15 protein-coding genes are annotated in these 15,456 nt (G+C 69.2%); 11 read left to right on the top strand and 4 right to left on the bottom strand.

Going from position 1 to position 15,456, the window contains the following annotated elements; all coding sequences use genetic code 11:
- The first annotated feature begins 48 nt into the window (after nt 1-48).
- Nucleotides 49-1,545, top strand: a complete 1,497-nt coding sequence (locus CX1_RS00270) for a DUF1846 domain-containing protein (protein WP_060925123.1) — start codon at nt 49-51, stop codon at nt 1,543-1,545.
- Nucleotides 1,546-1,549: 4 nt separating this feature from the next.
- Here CX1_RS00270 and CX1_RS00265 read toward each other — a convergent pair whose 3' ends face one another.
- Nucleotides 1,550-2,011, bottom strand: a complete 462-nt coding sequence (locus CX1_RS00265) for a PH domain-containing protein (RefSeq protein ID WP_046649911.1) — start codon at nt 2,009-2,011, stop codon at nt 1,550-1,552.
- Nucleotides 2,012-2,013: 2 nt separating this feature from the next.
- Entirely contained in the window at nt 2,014-2,862 is an 849-nt protein-coding gene (locus CX1_RS00260) for a biotin--[acetyl-CoA-carboxylase] ligase (protein WP_046649912.1), read from the bottom strand.
- A 220-nt stretch (nt 2,863-3,082) separates the two neighbouring features.
- On the opposite strand from CX1_RS00260, the gene CX1_RS00255 reads away from it, so the two are divergent.
- From CX1_RS00255 to CX1_RS00240, 4 genes are all read left to right on the top strand, one after another.
- Entirely contained in the window at nt 3,083-4,738 is a 1,656-nt protein-coding gene (locus CX1_RS00255) for an acyl-CoA carboxylase subunit beta (RefSeq protein WP_082718941.1), read from the top strand.
- A gap of 126 nt (nt 4,739-4,864) precedes the next feature.
- On the top strand, nt 4,865-6,493 hold the full coding sequence (locus tag CX1_RS00250) for an acyl-CoA carboxylase subunit beta (protein ID WP_046649957.1): 1,629 nt from the start codon (nt 4,865-4,867) through the stop codon (nt 6,491-6,493).
- A complete protein-coding gene (locus tag CX1_RS00245) occupies nt 6,490-6,753 on the top strand; it encodes an acyl-CoA carboxylase subunit epsilon (RefSeq protein ID WP_046649913.1) in 264 nt (87 codons plus the stop codon). Before CX1_RS00250 ends, CX1_RS00245 begins: the two co-directional genes overlap by 4 nt.
- Before the next feature lie 116 nt (nt 6,754-6,869).
- Entirely contained in the window at nt 6,870-7,565 is a 696-nt protein-coding gene (locus CX1_RS00240) for a Maf family protein (RefSeq protein WP_060925122.1), read from the top strand.
- A gap of 61 nt (nt 7,566-7,626) precedes the next feature.
- Here CX1_RS00240 and CX1_RS00235 read toward each other — a convergent pair whose 3' ends face one another.
- Nucleotides 7,627-8,694: a Cj0069 family protein gene (locus CX1_RS00235; RefSeq protein WP_113570114.1), complete on the bottom strand. Its 1,068-nt coding sequence runs from the start codon at nt 8,692-8,694 to the stop codon at nt 7,627-7,629.
- A 291-nt stretch (nt 8,695-8,985) separates the two neighbouring features.
- Here CX1_RS00235 and CX1_RS00230 point away from each other — a divergent pair, with 291 nt between their 5' ends.
- The 6 genes from CX1_RS00230 to CX1_RS00205 all read left to right on the top strand — a co-directional run bounded on the left by CX1_RS00230 (nt 8,986) and on the right by CX1_RS00205 (nt 14,627).
- On the top strand, nt 8,986-9,879 hold the full coding sequence (locus CX1_RS00230) for a sulfurtransferase (protein WP_046649916.1): 894 nt from the start codon (nt 8,986-8,988) through the stop codon (nt 9,877-9,879).
- Nucleotides 9,880-10,325: 446 nt separating this feature from the next.
- Entirely contained in the window at nt 10,326-12,104 is a 1,779-nt protein-coding gene (locus CX1_RS00225) for an acetyl/propionyl/methylcrotonyl-CoA carboxylase subunit alpha (protein WP_046649917.1), read from the top strand.
- 221 nt (nt 12,105-12,325) lie between these two features.
- A complete protein-coding gene (locus tag CX1_RS00220) occupies nt 12,326-12,772 on the top strand; it encodes a GNAT family N-acetyltransferase (RefSeq protein ID WP_052753102.1) in 447 nt (148 codons plus the stop codon).
- Between the two features lie 66 nt (nt 12,773-12,838).
- A complete protein-coding gene (locus CX1_RS00215) occupies nt 12,839-13,801 on the top strand; it encodes an FGGY family carbohydrate kinase (protein ID WP_046649959.1) in 963 nt (320 codons plus the stop codon).
- A 73-nt stretch (nt 13,802-13,874) separates the two neighbouring features.
- Complete coding sequence (locus CX1_RS00210; protein ID WP_046649918.1) at nt 13,875-14,105, top strand: hypothetical protein; 231 nt, start codon at nt 13,875-13,877, stop codon at nt 14,103-14,105.
- 33 nt (nt 14,106-14,138) lie between these two features.
- Entirely contained in the window at nt 14,139-14,627 is a 489-nt protein-coding gene (locus tag CX1_RS00205; protein WP_052753104.1) for a CPBP family intramembrane glutamic endopeptidase, read from the top strand.
- On the opposite strand, the gene cobF is transcribed toward CX1_RS00205, so the two are convergent.
- On the bottom strand, nt 14,624-15,454 hold the full coding sequence (cobF, locus tag CX1_RS00200; RefSeq protein WP_046649919.1) for a precorrin-6A synthase (deacetylating): 831 nt from the start codon (nt 15,452-15,454) through the stop codon (nt 14,624-14,626). The two genes, CX1_RS00205 and cobF, sit on opposite strands and share 4 nt — an antisense overlap.
- Between the last annotated feature and the right edge of the window lie 2 nt (nt 15,455-15,456).

The raw sequence follows: 15,456 nt of genomic DNA, 5'->3' as shown, positions 1-15,456 counted from the left end.
CCGCCCGCCGCCCGGAGGCGGTGGCCCGGGCGGCTACGATGGGTGCCCATGCAGGATCATGCCGTGGGATTCGATCGCGACCAGTACATCAACCTCCAGTCCGAGCACATCCGCCGGCGCCGCGAATCCATCGGCGGCCGCCTCTATCTGGAGATGGGCGGCAAGCTGTTCGACGACATGCACGCCTCCCGCGTCCTGCCCGGGTTCACGCCGGACAACAAGATCGCCATGCTCGAGCGCATCAAGGACGACATGGAGATCCTGGTGTGCATCAACGCCCGCGATCTGCAGCGCAACAAAGTCCGCGCCGACCTGGGCATCCCCTACGAGGAAGACCTCCTGCGGCTGGTCGACGTCTTCCGCGAGCGCGGCTTCCTCACCGAGCACGTGGTGCTCACCCAGTACGAGGAGGGCAACGCCGCCGCAGCGGCGTTCCGCACCCGCCTGGAGCGCCTGGGCATGAAGGTGTCGCTGCACTACATCATCCCGGGATACCCGGCCGACGCCGAGCGCATCGTCGGCGAGGACGGCTTCGGCCGCAACGAATACGCCGAAACCACCCGCGACGTCGTCGTGGTCACCGCCCCCGGGCCCGGCTCGGGCAAGCTGGCCACCTGCCTGTCGCAGATCTACCACGAGCACGTCCGCGGCGTGACCTCCGGTTACGCGAAGTTCGAGACGTTCCCCATCTGGAACCTGCCGCTGGATCACCCGGTGAACATGGCCTACGAGGCCGCGACGGCCGACCTCGACGACGTCAACATGATCGACCCGTTCCACCTGTCCGCCCACGGCGAGCAGGCGGTCAACTACAACCGCGACGTCGAGGTCTTCCCGCTGCTCAAGCATTTGTTGGAGCTGATCTCCGAGCGTTCGCCGTACGAGTCGCCCACCGACATGGGCGTCAACATGGCCGGATTCGCCATTTCCGACGACGCCGTGTGCCGCCACGCCGCCGAACAGGAGGTGGTGCGCCGCTACTACAAGGCGCTTGTCGACGAACGCCGCGACGAGGCCGATCCCGTCGTCTCCGATCGGATCGCCATCATCATGGGCAAGCTGGGGCTCAACCGCCGCTCACGGCCCGTCGTCGAGCCCGCCCTGCAGTTGGCCGAGGAAACCGGCGCCCCCGCGTCGTCCATCCAGCTGGCCGACGGCGAGATCATCGTCGGCAAGACGTCAGAGCTGCTCGGCTGCTCCGCGGCGATGCTGCTCAACGCCCTGAAGCACCTGGCCGGGATCGACCCGCGCATCGACCTGCTCGCGCCGTCGTCGATCGCGCCGATCCAGACGCTTAAGACCCGCCACCTGGGCAGCCGCAACCCCCGCCTGCACACCGACGAGGTGCTGATCGCCCTGTCGGTGTCCGCCGACGGCGACGACAACGCCCGCCGCGCCCTCGACGAGCTGGCCAACCTCCGCGGCTGCGACGCCCACACCACCACGATCCTGGGGTCCGTCGACGAGGGCATCTTCCGCCACTTGGGCATCCTGGTCACCTCCGAGCCGGAGTACCAGGTCAAGCAGCTGTACCGGAAACGGTAGACCCTCAGGTCATCCGATTGACCATCTTCGCCACCTTGCGGGTGGCGGGGACGTCGCGGATGGCCATCGGCGGCCCGAACGGGCTGACTCGCAGCTGCAGGACGTTGCCGCGGCGGTCGACGCCGCGCACCGACCGCAGATCGACCGTCACCACGCGCGGCCGCAGCAGGCCGCGCCGCAGGATGATCCGCCGGTCCGTCAGCACGAACCGTTCCCCCAGCCACTCCAGGCCGGGCTTGACGACGCGCCACGCGACCAAGATCGGCCACAGCAGAAGCAGAAGGTCCCGGAGTCCGGCGAGGTCCCCCGGCGCGATGCGCGGGGAATCGATGAATCCGACGAGCAGCCAGATCACCCCCGTGATCGCGGCGAGCTCCAGCAGCGGCCACGTCAGGCGGCCGAACACCGGGTTCGTGTCCAGGAGGACGTCTTCGCCGTCGTCCATCTCGTCCCAGGGAAACGCCATGCCTACTTCGCCGCCTCCCCCGCGTAGCCGCCGTCGACCGCGCGCAGGTGGCGGACGTCCCCGGCGGTGACGGCACGGTTCTCCCCCGCGTCATCGCGGACCACCAGTTCGCCGTCGTCGAGGATGTCGACGGCCTCGCCGACCAGCTCGCCTCCGCCGGGCAGCTCCACGCGCACGCGGGCGCCCAGGGTCAGGCAGGTGGCGCGGTAGTCGGCCATCATCGCCTCGCGGTCGAAGCGCCACTGCCGCTCGCGGCGGTCCAGCGCATCGAGCAACGCCGCGGCCAATTTCGTGCGATCCAGATTCGAGGCGCCGGCCAGCGCCAGCGACGTGGCGTGCGGCACCGGGAGCTCGTCCTCGCGCAGGTCGACGTTGACGCCGATGCCCACCACCAGCGCCGGGGGCGCGATCGACGCGGCCTCGACGAGGATGCCGCACAGCTTGCGGCCGCCGAGCAGCACGTCGTTGGGCCACTTCAACCCGACCTCGGGGCGCGCCACGGCGTCGTCGTCGAGCACACCCGTCGCGTCACGGACCATGTCGACGACCGCGAGACCGGCGACCAGCGACAGCAGGCCCAGGTCCTCCGCGGGAACGCCCTCCGGGCGGAACAACGCGGACACCGCCAGCGACGCACCGGCGGGCGCGGTCCAGGACCGGGAGAGGCGGCCGCGGCCGGCGGTCTGCTCCGAGGCGACCACGGCGATGCGGTCCGGCGCACCCTCCGCCGCCATGCGGGTGACGTCGGCGTTCGTCGAGCCGGTGGACTCCACCGCGAGCACCCTGCGCCAGCGCGGCAGGGCGGCGCGGAGGGCTGCGGCGTCCAACGGGGAACGGGGGTCGTGGGTCATGGCACCGAAGTCTAGCCGGGGGTGCGGATGCCCCGCGTCCGCCCATGGGACGAGAAATCACCGCGAATGCACACCCGCCGTTACCGTCCCGTTATTTGGCCGTGACCTGGATGAATGAAAAACAGTGTTCGCCACCCTGCAAGTTACGGTTTTGGCAAGTGACATTTATCACAGGGCATCGACTTCACCTTTTCGCTCCCAAACGCTATCTTCCTCAAACATGACCTTCTCCTCACGTTTGCTCCCCGCCGATCAGGACACCGCCGCCGCGTCCGCCGCCGACCAGTTCGGCGACGACCGCCCGCCGCAGACCACCGCGGCGAAGAACGAGGACCTGCTCCGCCGCCGCGCCGAGGCCACCATGCCCGTCGGGCCCGCCGCGCACCAGAAGGTCCGCGACAAGGGCCGCATGACCGCCCGCGACCGCATCGCCCACCTCCTCGACGAGGGTTCCTTCGTCGAGACCGACGCCCTGGCCCGCCACCGCACCAAGGACTTCGGCATGGACGCCAAGCGCCCCGCCACCGACGGCATCGTCACCGGCTGGGGCACCGTCGACGGTCGCGAGGTCTGCGTCTTCTCCCAGGACGGCACCGTCTTCGGCGGCGCCCTCGGCGAGGTCTACGGCGAGAAGATGGTCAAGCTGCAGCAGCTGGCCATCAAGACCGGCCGCCCCATCGTCGGCCTGTACGAGGGCGCCGGCGCCCGCATCCAGGACGGCGCCGTCTCCCTGGACTACATCGCCCAGACCTTCCACTACAACGTGAAGGCCTCCGGCGTCGTCCCGCAGATCTCCGTCATCTTCGGCGCCTGCGCCGGCGGCAACGCCTACTCCCCCGCGCTGACCGACTTCGTGGTCATGGTCGAGAACTCGTCGCGCATGTTCGTCACCGGCCCCGACGTGATCAAGACCGTCACCGGCGAGGAGATCACCCAGGAGGAGCTCGGCGGCGCGTCCACCCATATGGAGCTGGCCGGCAACACCCACTACACCGCCACCGACGACGAGGACGCCCTGGACTGGGTCCGCGACCTGCTCGACCACCTGCCGGACAACAACCGCGTCCTCCCGGAGATCATCGAGGACGACTTCGACTTCGAGGTCAACGAGGACGACCGAGCCCTGGACAACATCATCCCGGACAACCCGTCGCAGCCGTACGACGTCCGCGACGTCATCTCCTCCCTCGCCGACGACGGCGACTACATGGAGATCCAGGAGGGTCGCGCCGACAACGTCGTCATCGCCTTCGGCCGCATCGAAGGCCGCGTCGTCGGCTTCGTCGCCAACCAGCCGCTGCAATTCGCCGGCTGCCTGGACATCGACGCCTCGGAGAAGGCCGCCCGCTTCGTCCGCACCTGCGACGCCTTCAACATCCCGCTGGTCCTGCTCGTCGACGTCCCGGGCTTCCTGCCCGGCGCCGACCAGGAGTACCAGGGCATCCTGCGCCGCGGCGCGAAGCTGCTGTACGCCTACGCCGAGGCCTCCGTCCCGAAGATCACCGTCACCATGCGCAAGGCCTACGGCGGCGCGTACTGCGTCATGGGCTCCAAGGGACTGGGCGCGGACCTGAACCTGGCGTGGCCGACCGCGCAGATCGCCGTCATGGGCGCCGCCGGCGCCGTGGGCTTCCTGCACCGCCGCGAGATCAAGGCCGCGATCGAGCGCGACGGCGACGCCTCGGAGCTCATCAAGCAGTACGAGCAGGCCTACGAGGACCACATGCTGAACCCGTACCTCGCCGCCGAACGGGGGCTCATCGACGAAGTCATCCTTCCGTCGGAGACCCGCGTCCGCATCGCCCGGAACCTGCGCCTGCTGCGCGACAAGAAGGTCGCCTGGCCTGCGCGCAAGCACGGGAACATGCCGCTGTAACAAGGCGTCCGCGCCACCCTTCGGGGGCGGCGCGCACCCCCGGCGACGACCCCCTATCCACCCGCAAGCGAACGCCGGTTGCCCCCATTTCCCGGACCGTAGTTCCCTGAACGTAGACTCGTGAACATGACGACTGCCGCACACACCACCACCGGCACCGAGCCGGACAAGTCCACCACCGCTGGCAAGCTCGCCGATCTGCGCGCGCGCCTCGCCGAGACCCAGGCCCCGATGGGCCAGGCCTCCATCGACCGCGTCCACGACAACGGCAAGCTCACCGCCCGCGAGCGCATCGAGTTCCTCCTCGACGATGGTTCGTTCGTCGAGATCGACGCCCTGGCCCGCCACCGCTCCAAGAACTTCGGCCTGGACTCCCGCCGTCCGGTTACCGACGGCGTGGTCACCGGCTACGGCACCATCGACGGCCGCAAGGTCTGCGTCTTCTCGCAGGACGGCGCGATCTTCGGTGGCGCGCTCGGCGAGGTCTACGGCGAGAAGATCGTGAAGATCATGGATCTGGCCATCAAGACCGGCGTGCCGATCATCGGCATCAACGAGGGCGCCGGCGCCCGCATCCAGGAGGGCGTCGTCTCGCTCGGCCTTTACTCGCAGATCTTCTTCCGCAACACCCAGGCTTCGGGCGTCATCCCGCAGATCTCCCTGATCATGGGCGCCTGCGCCGGTGGCCACGTGTACTCGCCGGCCCTGACCGACTTCATCATCATGGTCGACGGCACCTCCAAGATGTTCATCACCGGCCCGGACGTCATCAAGACGGTCACCGGCGAGGAGGTCACGCAGGAGGAGCTCGGCGGCGCCGGCACCCACATGGCCACCTCGGGCACCTCGCACTACACCGCCTCCGACGACGAGGACGCCCTGTCCTTCGTCCAGGAGCTGGTCGGCTACCTGCCGTCGAACAACCGCGCCGAGGCCCCGCGCCTGGAGGCCGAGCCGTTCGAGGGCTCCATCGCCGACAACATCAACGAGACCGACCTCGAGCTGGACACGCTGATCCCGGACTCCCCGAACCAGCCGTACGACATCAAGGACGTCATCACGCGCCTGGTCGACGACGGCGATTTCCTGGAGATCCAGGAGGACTACGCGCAGAACGTCGTCATCGGTTTCGGCCGCGTCGAGGGCCGCTCGGTCGGCTTCGTCGCCAACCAGCCGATCCAGTTCGCTGGCTGCCTGGACATCAAGGCGTCCGAGAAGGCCGCCCGCTTCGTCCGCACCTGCGACGCGTTCAACATCCCGATCATCATGCTGGTCGACGTCCCGGGCTTCCTGCCGGGCACGTCCCAGGAGTTCGACGGCATCATCCGCCGCGGCGCGAAGCTGCTGTACGCCTACGCCGAGGCGACCGTCGGCAAGATCACGGTCATCACCCGCAAGGCGTACGGCGGAGCGTACTGCGTCATGGGCTCCAAGGACATGGGCGCGGACATCAACCTCGCCTGGCCGACCGCGCAGATCGCCGTCATGGGCGCCTCCGGCGCCGTGGGCTTCATCTACCGCAAGGAGCTGAAGCAGGCCGCCGCCGACGGCAAGGACGTCGTGGCGGTGCAGAAGGAGTACGAGGCCGAGTACGAGGAGACCCTGGTCAACCCGTACATGGCCGCCGAGCGCGGCTTCATCGACGCGGTCATCCCGCCGTCGGAGACCCGCGGCCAGATCATCGAGGGCCTGCGTCTGCTCGACCGCAAGGTCGTCAACGTGCCCGCCAAGAAGCATGGGAACATTCCGCTGTGACCGATAACGCCAACGACACCACCGCCACCGACAACGCCGAGGCGCAGGAGGCCCCCAAGGCCCCGTTCCTCAAGGTCGTCAAGGGCAACCCGACCGATGCGCAGGTCGCGACGCTGGCCGTGCTGTTCGCCGGCATGGCCAACGGTGCCGCCGACGCCGGCCCGAAGGGTCCCCGCAATCAGTGGGGCAACCTGGACGACCGCCTGCAGCAGCCGCTGAGCTACAGCCCGGGCAGCTTCCAGAACGTCCAGTTCTACTAGGCCGTTACCGGGCCAGACCCGCTTGCTTTGCGACGACGCCGTCGCCTCCCTTCACCGGGGAGGCGGCGGCGTCGCCGTTTTTCGGGTCCGGCGCGGCCCCGCTACCGTTGTCCCCCATGAGTACCGTGCCCGCCGCAAGCCCCGCGCCCACCCGTCGCATCGTCCTGGCGTCCAGTTCCCCGTCCCGGCTGATGGTCCTGCGTTCGGCGGGGGTCGAGCCGGTGGTGTCGCCCCCGGACGTCGACGAGGACGCCATCCTCGATGAATTGAGAGCGAAGGGCGCGGACGCCGGCACCGTCGTCAAGCGGCTGGCGCAAGCCAAGGCCGCGGCCGTGACCGGCGCACTGGCCCGGGAGGAAACGGGCGGGGGCACGGATGGCGGGGACGGCGTCACCGTGGTCATCGCGTGCGATTCGATGCTGCTGATGGGCGGGGAGCTGTCCGGCAAGCCGCACACCGTCGAGGAGACGGTGCGGCGGTGGAAGGCACAGCGTGGGCGTAACGCGGAGCTGGTGACGGGGCATTCGATCACGGCCCTGCTGCCCGGCGGGGATATCCGCACGGCGACGGAGGCGGTGTCGACGGTGGTGCGGTTCGGCGAGCCGTCGGACGCCGACATCGTCGCCTACGCCGAGTCGGGCGAGCCGCTGGGTTGCGCCGGCGCGTTCACGCTCGAGGCGCTGGGCGGATGGTTCATCGACGGCATCGACGGCGACCCGTCCAGCGTCCTGGGGCTGTCCCTGCCCCTGATCCGGCGCACGCTGGCCGGATGGGGCCTCGACGTCTCCGCGTTCTGGAACGTGGCGCGGTAGAAGCGGCGAATCGGAAGGCCCGCCCGGCGGGAACCGGGCGGGCCAATGGGGGGCGGGGCGACTAGGCGTCGCCGAACTTGTCGACGACCCGTTTGATGGCCTCGTCCGCCACCATCTCCTGGATGCCCATGTCCAGCTCCGAGGTGAAGCCGACGCAGGAGCAGTTGATCTCGCCGAGGACGAAGGTGTCGCCGCCGTCCTCGCCGTCATCGAGCATGAAGTCGGCGGTCCAGATCAGCGGGATGTTGTCGCCGCCGAGCTTCTCCGCGATGACCGGGCGGGCCTCGGCGAACATGTCGACGAGCTCCTGCCAATCCTCCGGCTTGTCGTAGGTGTACTTCGCGCCCGAGAACAGGGTGGCGGAGAAGTTGTCGCCGCCGGCGGCCGGCTTCTTGTGCACCACGAACACCGGGTGCGGGCCGACCATGAGAACGCGGACCTCGCCCTCGACGATGCGCGGCATGAAGCGCATGTCCACGAGCATGCCGTTGTCGCCGATGATGTACTGGTCGCAGAAGTCCATGAAGTCGCCGAGCTCGCGGACCTCGGTGTGGTTGTCCACGGCCTCGGTGCACTTGAGCTTGGTGTCCAGCGGCAGGGAGGTGCCCGGCTCGACGGACGCGGCGACTTCCTTGTCCTCCAGCTGCACGCGCCAGATGCCGGAGCCGGTCGAGCCGCGGTTCTGCTTGAGCACGCGCTCGCCGTAGGACAGCGACGTCGGGAACGTCTCGTGGAAGGACGCGACGTCGTAGTACGCGGCGGTGTCGGTGGGCACCAGGCCGGTGTCCTTGAGCTTGACCAGCGCGTCCTTGGCGCCGTACGCCATCATCTCCTCCGGCGTGGACATGCCCACCAGGCCGGCCTCGTCGGACAGGCGGGTGAGCAGATCGAAGTAGTCCTTCTCGCCGCCGGGGATGTTGCCCGGGTTCACGCGGGAGATGTAGCCGTCGTAGTTGGCGGACACGTGCTCGTAGAGGGCTTCGGCCCATTCGGGGCGGTAGTAGACGACGTCGGCGCCCCATCCCTTGGCGCGGATGGCCTCGACGATCGGCATGGTGTCGCGGCGGTGGCCATCGAAGAATTTGTCGGATCCGCCCTCGACCTCGAAGACGACGATGTTCTTGGGCATTTTTGCTCCTTGAAAGCATGGGGCCGGGATCGCCGGCACCGCATCCCCGTGCAGGTCGGGGCCCCGGAACCGGCGGGGTGAGTGCCCGTTCCGAGAAAAATCTTAAATGCGGAGTAAGAATTTATAAGGGTAACTTCCGTCACTTTCGCCCCCGCGCCAAGGTGCCCGCATTTACGCAGGTCACGAGCAACTTTCCGCCACGTGAAAAGCGACCGGCGGCAAGCCCCGTAAGGTGGTGGGTACCGTACAGCGCCGACCGCGCCGGCGCGGCACCCTCGAGAAGGAGCAAAGATGGCGGCCCCGCACGACCCGCACCCGCAGTTCCAGCAATACGCCCACCCGGAACGCCTGGTGTCCAGCAATTGGCTGGCCGCCCGCCTGGGCTCCCCCGGCCTGCGCGTCGTCGAATCCGACGAGGACATGCTCCTCTACGACATCGGCCACATCCCCGGCGCGGTGCGCATCGACTGGCACACCGACCTCAACGATCCGACCGTGCGCGACTACGTCGACGCGGAGGCGTTCGCGGAGCTCATGCGCTCCAAGGGCATTTCGCGCGACGACACCGTGGTGATCTACGGCGACAAGTCCAACTGGTGGGCGGCGTACACGTTGTGGGTCTTCGAGCTGTTCGGGCACCCCGACGTGCGCCTGCTCAACGGCGGCCGCGATGCCTGGATGACCGAGGAGCGCGACACCAGCTTCGAGGTCCCGGAGTACCCGCGCACCGACTACCCGGTCGTCGAGCGCGACGACCACACGCTGCGCGCCTACGCCGCGGATGCGCGCGAGCTCATGGGCAAGGGCAACCTCATCGACGTGCGCACGCCGGAGGAGTACTCGGGCAACCGCACGCACATGGTCGATTACCCGCAGGAGGGCGTGCTGCGCGGCGGCCACATCCCCACCGCGGTGAACGTCCCCTGGAACCAGTCCGTGCACCCGAATTCGCGGTTCCGCTCCCGCGAGGAGCTCGGCGCCATCTACTCGGACGTGCAGGCCGGCGACGACACGATCGTCTACTGCCGCATCGGCGAGCGCTCCGCCCACACCTGGTTCGTGTTGCACCATCTGCTGGGCCACGAGAACGTCCGCAACTACGACGGGTCCTGGGTCGAGTGGGGCAACATGATCCGCACGCCGATCGCACGCGGCATGGAACCGGGCGACGCCCCGGCGACGTAGCACGCCGGCTTCGGCCCGTCCGCGGAATGGTCTCGTTTGCTTGACGACGCCACCCGCGCCGACCCGGCACTTCCGTTCCCGCACCTCAGCCACCCCCGACGCAATCCCCCCGGACCCCCGCGCGCGATGCCGGTACGGCGATGGCGGCGGGGGTCCGGCGTTTCCCCGGTGGCGCGATGAAATGCGAACTTTGTCCGGTGCAACCATCGCCGCGCGAAACGGGCCGCGAACGAACATCGTTCAAGTTCATCGGGTGGCCCCAGGGTGGGGTGGGCCGACAAAGGCCGAAACGGCCACCTGTGACAGAATGACCGTATTGGGTTGGACGGTGTTAGCCCGTACATGTGCCCCGTGCATGTGGCGTGCGTGACCGTCGGACCCCGATGACTGTCGTTTCACCGCCGGTCGGACGAGCCGTCCGGCGCCCACGAAAACAGGAGGGTTTCGTGTCCGAGCAGACCACCGAGAAGATCACGAAGGTTCTCGTCGCCAACCGTGGCGAGATCGCCGTTCGCGTCATCCGCGCCGCGAAGGACGCCGGCATTCCGTCGGTCGCCGTTTATGCGGAGCCGGATGCTAACGCGCCCTTCGTGACGATGGCCGACGAGGCGTTCGCGCTGGGCGGCCAGACGTCCGCGGAGTCTTACCTCGTCTTCGACAAGATCCTCGACGCCGCCAAGAAGTCCGGCGCCAACGCCATCCACCCGGGCTACGGCTTCCTGTCGGAGAACGGCGACTTCGCCGAGGCCGTCGAGAACGCCGGCCTGATCTGGATCGGCCCGTCGCCGGAGTCCATCCGCTCCCTGGGCGACAAGGTCACCGCGCGCCACATCGCGCTGCAGGCCAACGCCCCGATGGCCCCGGGCACCAAGGAGCCCGTCAAGGACGCCGACGAGGTCGTCGCGTTCGCCGAGGAGTTCGGTCTGCCGATCGCCATCAAGGCCGCCTTCGGCGGCGGTGGCCGAGGCATGAAGGTCGCCTACGAGATGTCCGAGGTCAAGGACCTGTTCGAGTCCGCCACCCGTGAGGCCGTCGCCGCCTTCGGCCGCGGCGAGTGCTTCGTCGAGCGTTACCTGGACAAGGCCCGCCACGTCGAGTGCCAGGTCCTGGCCGACAAGCACGGCAACGTCATCGTCGCGTCGACCCGCGACTGCTCCCTGCAGCGCCGCTTCCAGAAGCTGGTCGAGGAGGCCCCGGCCCCGTTCCTCACCGAGGACCAGGACCGCCGCCTGCGCGAGTCCGCGAAGGCCATCTGCAAGGAGGCCGGCTACTACGGCGCCGGTACCGTCGAGTACCTGGTCGGTTCCGACGGCCTGATCTCCTTCCTCGAGGTCAACACCCGCCTCCAGGTCGAGCACCCGGTCACCGAGGAGATCACCGGCCTGGACCTCGTCCGCGAGCAGTTCAACATCGCCGAGGGCAAGGAGCTGTCCCTCAAGGAGGACCCGGCCCTGCACGGCCACGCCTTCGAGTTCCGCATCAACGGCGAGGACGCCGGCTCCAACTTCATGCCGGCGCCGGGCGCCATCACCAAGTACGAGGAGCCGTCGGGCCCGGGCGTCCGCATGGACACCGGCATCCGCGAGGGCGACGTCATCGGCGGCCAGTTCGACTCGATGCTGGCCAAGCTGATCGTGTGGGGCAAGGACCGCGATGAGGCCCTGCGCCGCTCCGCCCGTGCCCTGGCCGAGTACAACGTCGAGGGCCTGGCCACGGTCATCCCGTTCCACCGCCACATCGTCGAGAACCCGGCGTTCGTCGGCGACGGCGAGAAGTTCGACGTCTACACCAAGTGGATCGAGGAGGAGTGGGACAACCCCATCCAGCCTTACGCCGGCGACTCCGAGGTCGACGAGGACGAGGCCGTGCCGTCGCAGAAGGTCACCGTCGAGATCGACGGCCGCCGCGTCGAGGTTGCCCTGCCGGGCGACCTTGCTCTGGGCGGCGGCGCCGGCGGCGCCCGCAAGAAGGCCAAGAAGCGTCGCTCGGGCGGCGCCAAGAAGGCCGCCTCCGGTGACGCCGTGGTGGCCCCGATGCAGGGCACCGTCATCAAGGTCGAGGTCGAGGAGGGCCAGGAGGTCGCCGAGGGCGACACCGTGGTCGTGCTCGAGGCCATGAAGATGGAGAACCCGGTCAAGGCCCACAAGGCCGGCACCGTCACCGGCCTCGCGGCCGAGGCGGGCGCGGGCGTCGGCAAGGGCGACGTCCTGATGGAGCTGAAGTAAGCTCCCCCTTCCGGCCTCCGGGCCGGAGCCGAACCACGGCGATCCCCGCCGCACCGGAAGGTGCGGCGGGGATCGCCTTTTCGTGTCCGGCCGTCGATTCGGGGCCATTCCGGGGCCGCGCTTCCACTACTCTGGAGGGCAGTGAAGCCGCCGTTCCGGGCGGTTCGAGACGCGGATGCCGCCCGCTTCGGGTGACCCGCCGCACGAGAGGAATGCCCCCCATGGAACCCATGGAAATCAATGCCGGCCGTTTCCATCTCCGCCCGCTGCGCCAGGACGGCCGCGTCGACGACGCCCCCGCGCTGACCATCGCCCATGGCCGCGGCGTCTACCCCGAGTACTTCGAGGACGCCGCCGCCGATTGGGAGAACGACCGCGTCTACCGGTGGGCCGTCGCGGAGCAGACCAACATCGAGCTGCTGGCGGAGGTTGCGGTGACTCCGGTGGGCGACGACGCCGCAGAGGTCGCCATCTGCGTCGCCGGTGATCCGGAGCGGGTCGTGGAGGTCGACGACCCGGCGCAGGAGCCGGTCACCGTCGCCGACGCGGCGGATGCCGCCAAGCAGGCGGTGGGCCGTTGGATCGAGGGCCACCTGGGCCGCGTGGCCGTCGCGCCGCGCCCGTTCCCGGGCCACCAGGGCCAGCCGCGTCCCGTCGACGAGCGGTAGCGGGGAGCGCCAGTGCGGATTCCCGGCCAGTTCACCACGCTTTTCGACGCCCAGGCCCGGGCGATCCTGGGCCGCGGCGGCAAGGTCGTCGCCGCGATCGACCAGGGCACCACGTCGACGCGGTGCATCCTGTTCGACCGCGACGGCCACCGCCGCGGCATGAGCCAGATGGAGCACCGGCAGATCATGCCGAGGCCCGGATGGGTGGAGCATGACGCGGTGGAGATCTGGCGCAACACCCGCCGGGTCATCGCCGACGTCATGGCGGAGGAGGAGTGGTCGGCGGCGGACGTCGCGGCGCTGGGCATCACCAATCAGCGCGAGACCACCATCGTGTGGGATCGGGCGACGGGCGAGCCGGTGTACAACGCCATCGTGTGGCAGGACACGCGCACCGACTCCATGTGCCGGAAGCTCCGCGACGACATCGGCGAGGACCGCGTCCGCCGCATCACCGGGCTGCCGGTGTCCACCTACTTCTCCGGCCCGAAGATCGCGTGGATCCTGGACAACGTCGAGGGCGCCCGGGACCGGGCGGAGCGCGGCGAGCTCATCTTCGGCACCGTCGACACGTGGCTGACCTGGAACCTCACCCGCCGGCACGGCAAGGCGCTGCACGTCACCGACGTCACCAACGCCTCGCGCACCATGCTGATGAACCTGGAGACCCTCGAATGGGACCAGTCCCTGTGCGAGGCGATGGGCATCCCCATGTCCATGCTGCCGGCGATCGTCAGCTCGTCGCAGTACCTCGGGGTGGTGCGCTGGCAGGGGCCGCTGCACAACGTGGCCATCGGCGGCATCCTCGGCGTGCCCGTGACGCGGCCCGTGATCACCGAAACCACGGCGCTGGGCGCCGCCTACGCCGCCGGCCTGACGGTCGGGTTCTGGGAATCCACCGACGAAATCCGCGCCATGTGGCGCGAAGACGTGACGTTCACCCCGGACATGGACGCCGACCGCCGCGACGATCTCTTCGCCAATTGGGGCAAGGCCGTCACGCGCACCCTGGACTGGGTGGAGGACTGACGCCCGGGGCGCGTGACGACGGCCACGTGCCATTGTCCGGCGGGGCCGTCGATTCCGATGTGCTGATGAGGTCATGCACTCCACCGATCGACTCGCCCGCCATCTGACGACCTGGAAGGCCTGGTACGCCATCCCGGCGTCGCTGACGCTGCTGGTGACGTCGCTGATCCCCGCCATCGCCGGAGGGTTCCTCGACCCCGACGCGCCATCGACGAAGACGGTGATGGCGATCCTCATCCCCGTCCAGTTCATCGCGTTCGCGGCACTGGCCTTGGCGTTCATCGCGCTGTTCGAGAAAAAGTGACCGTCGACCGGGGATCTCGGGTTGACGGCGGGCATGCCGCGGCGGACCGTCGTCATCCTCGCCCCGGTGTGCGAGGAGCTGCTCTACCGCGGCGCCATCCTGCGCCCCATCCACGATGCGCTGATCCGCAGGGGCCGTTCGGCGCTCGTCGCCTCGACCATTGCGATCGCGCTGAGCGCCCTGGCCTTCGCCCTCCCGCACCTGGGCGATTCCCTCACCGGCCGCCAGGCCATCGCGTACATGATCACGGGCTGCGTCTTCGGCGTGGTGTACGTCCTCACCGGATCCATCACGGCGGCGATGGTGTCGCACGCCCTGCCGAGCTGGGTCACCTACGCCCGGATCCTGTACTTCGGCCATGGCGACTCCACGGTCCACCCGCTGCTGTGGATCCTCGTCCTGGGGTGCCCGGTATGGGTCTACCTCGTCGCCCGACTGCTCCGCGCCGTGTTCCCCGATCGCACCGCAACCGGGGCCGCCTTCGGAACCGCCGCCGGAACTTCCGGCGACCGCACGACCTAATCCCCCGCGTCGGTGGTGCCGGCCGGGCGGAGCAGGTAGATGTCCATGATCCAGCCGTGCTCGGCGCGCAGCGACTTCTTCAGCGCTGCGATGTCGGACCCGACGTCGCCGACGCGGCCGCGGCGCAGAACCTCCATCGGGGTGCCAAGGTAGGCGCCCCACAGGATCTCCTCGTCGGCGCGGGCGTGATCCAGCCACGCCGCGCCACCGTCGAGCATGACCATGGCGTCGGTGCCCGCCGGCCGCTCCCCCAGGCGCCTGCCGGTGGTCACCAGCACGGGTCGGCCGATGCGGTTGAACGTGGTCGCATGCGCGGCGGTCAGCGCCTGGATTGCGGTGATGCCGGGGATGACCCGCACATCGAGGTCCGCGCCGAAACCGCGGATGCGGTCGAGGATGCGCAGCGTCGAGTCGTACAGCGACGGATCGCCCCACACCAGGAACGCTCCTCGCCGCGACTCACCGGCGGGCCGCTCCAGGGAGCGCGCCATGGCGTCGTAAAGCACCTCGGCCCGGGCCCGATGCCAATCCCGGACCTCTCCCCCGTAGTCGGAGGGCGAGCGGTCGCGCGGCGGATCCGGGACGGCCACCAACTCCACGTGAGGAGCGTGGGCGTCGAGGATGGCGCGGCGCGCGTCCAGCAGATCGGACGTGGTCTCGCCCTTGTCCAGGGCGAAGACCACGTCGACGCCCCGAAGCGCCTCGACGGCCTCCAACGTCAGATGCGCCGGGCTGCCGGCGCCCATGCCGATGACATCCAGGGCCAGCGGCTGGGACGGGGTCCGAGACTGGGACTGGACCCGAGCGGCCGGAGTGCGGTCCCCCATCG

This window comes from Corynebacterium xerosis NBRC 16721 = ATCC 373, from assembly GCF_001552415.1.
GTDB classification, from domain to species: domain Bacteria; phylum Actinomycetota; class Actinomycetes; order Mycobacteriales; family Mycobacteriaceae; genus Corynebacterium; species Corynebacterium xerosis.
This window is presented reverse-complemented; position numbering and strand designations above follow the sequence as displayed.

Excerpts from the sequence above, each read along its gene's own strand:
- CX1_RS00270 (WP_060925123.1), top strand. The coding sequence starts at position 49 with ATGCAGGATCATGCCGTGGGATTCGATCGCGACCAGTACATCAACCTC.
- CX1_RS00220 (WP_052753102.1), top strand. The coding sequence starts at position 12,326 with ATGGAACCCATGGAAATCAATGCCGGCCGTTTCCATCTCCGCCCGCTG.
- CX1_RS00250 (WP_046649957.1), top strand. The coding sequence starts at position 4,865 with ATGACGACTGCCGCACACACCACCACCGGCACCGAGCCGGACAAGTCC.
- CX1_RS00205 (WP_052753104.1), top strand. The coding sequence starts at position 14,139 with ATGCCGCGGCGGACCGTCGTCATCCTCGCCCCGGTGTGCGAGGAGCTG.
- CX1_RS00255 (WP_082718941.1), top strand. The coding sequence starts at position 3,083 with ATGACCTTCTCCTCACGTTTGCTCCCCGCCGATCAGGACACCGCCGCC.
- CX1_RS00230 (WP_046649916.1), top strand. The coding sequence starts at position 8,986 with ATGGCGGCCCCGCACGACCCGCACCCGCAGTTCCAGCAATACGCCCAC.
- cobF (WP_046649919.1), bottom strand. The coding sequence starts at position 15,454 with ATGGGGGACCGCACTCCGGCCGCTCGGGTCCAGTCCCAGTCTCGGACC.
- CX1_RS00265 (WP_046649911.1), bottom strand. The coding sequence starts at position 2,011 with ATGGCGTTTCCCTGGGACGAGATGGACGACGGCGAAGACGTCCTCCTG.
- CX1_RS00240 (WP_060925122.1), top strand. The coding sequence starts at position 6,870 with ATGAGTACCGTGCCCGCCGCAAGCCCCGCGCCCACCCGTCGCATCGTC.
- CX1_RS00210 (WP_046649918.1), top strand. The coding sequence starts at position 13,875 with ATGCACTCCACCGATCGACTCGCCCGCCATCTGACGACCTGGAAGGCC.
- CX1_RS00260 (WP_046649912.1), bottom strand. The coding sequence starts at position 2,862 with ATGACCCACGACCCCCGTTCCCCGTTGGACGCCGCAGCCCTCCGCGCC.
- CX1_RS00235 (WP_113570114.1), bottom strand. The coding sequence starts at position 8,694 with ATGCCCAAGAACATCGTCGTCTTCGAGGTCGAGGGCGGATCCGACAAA.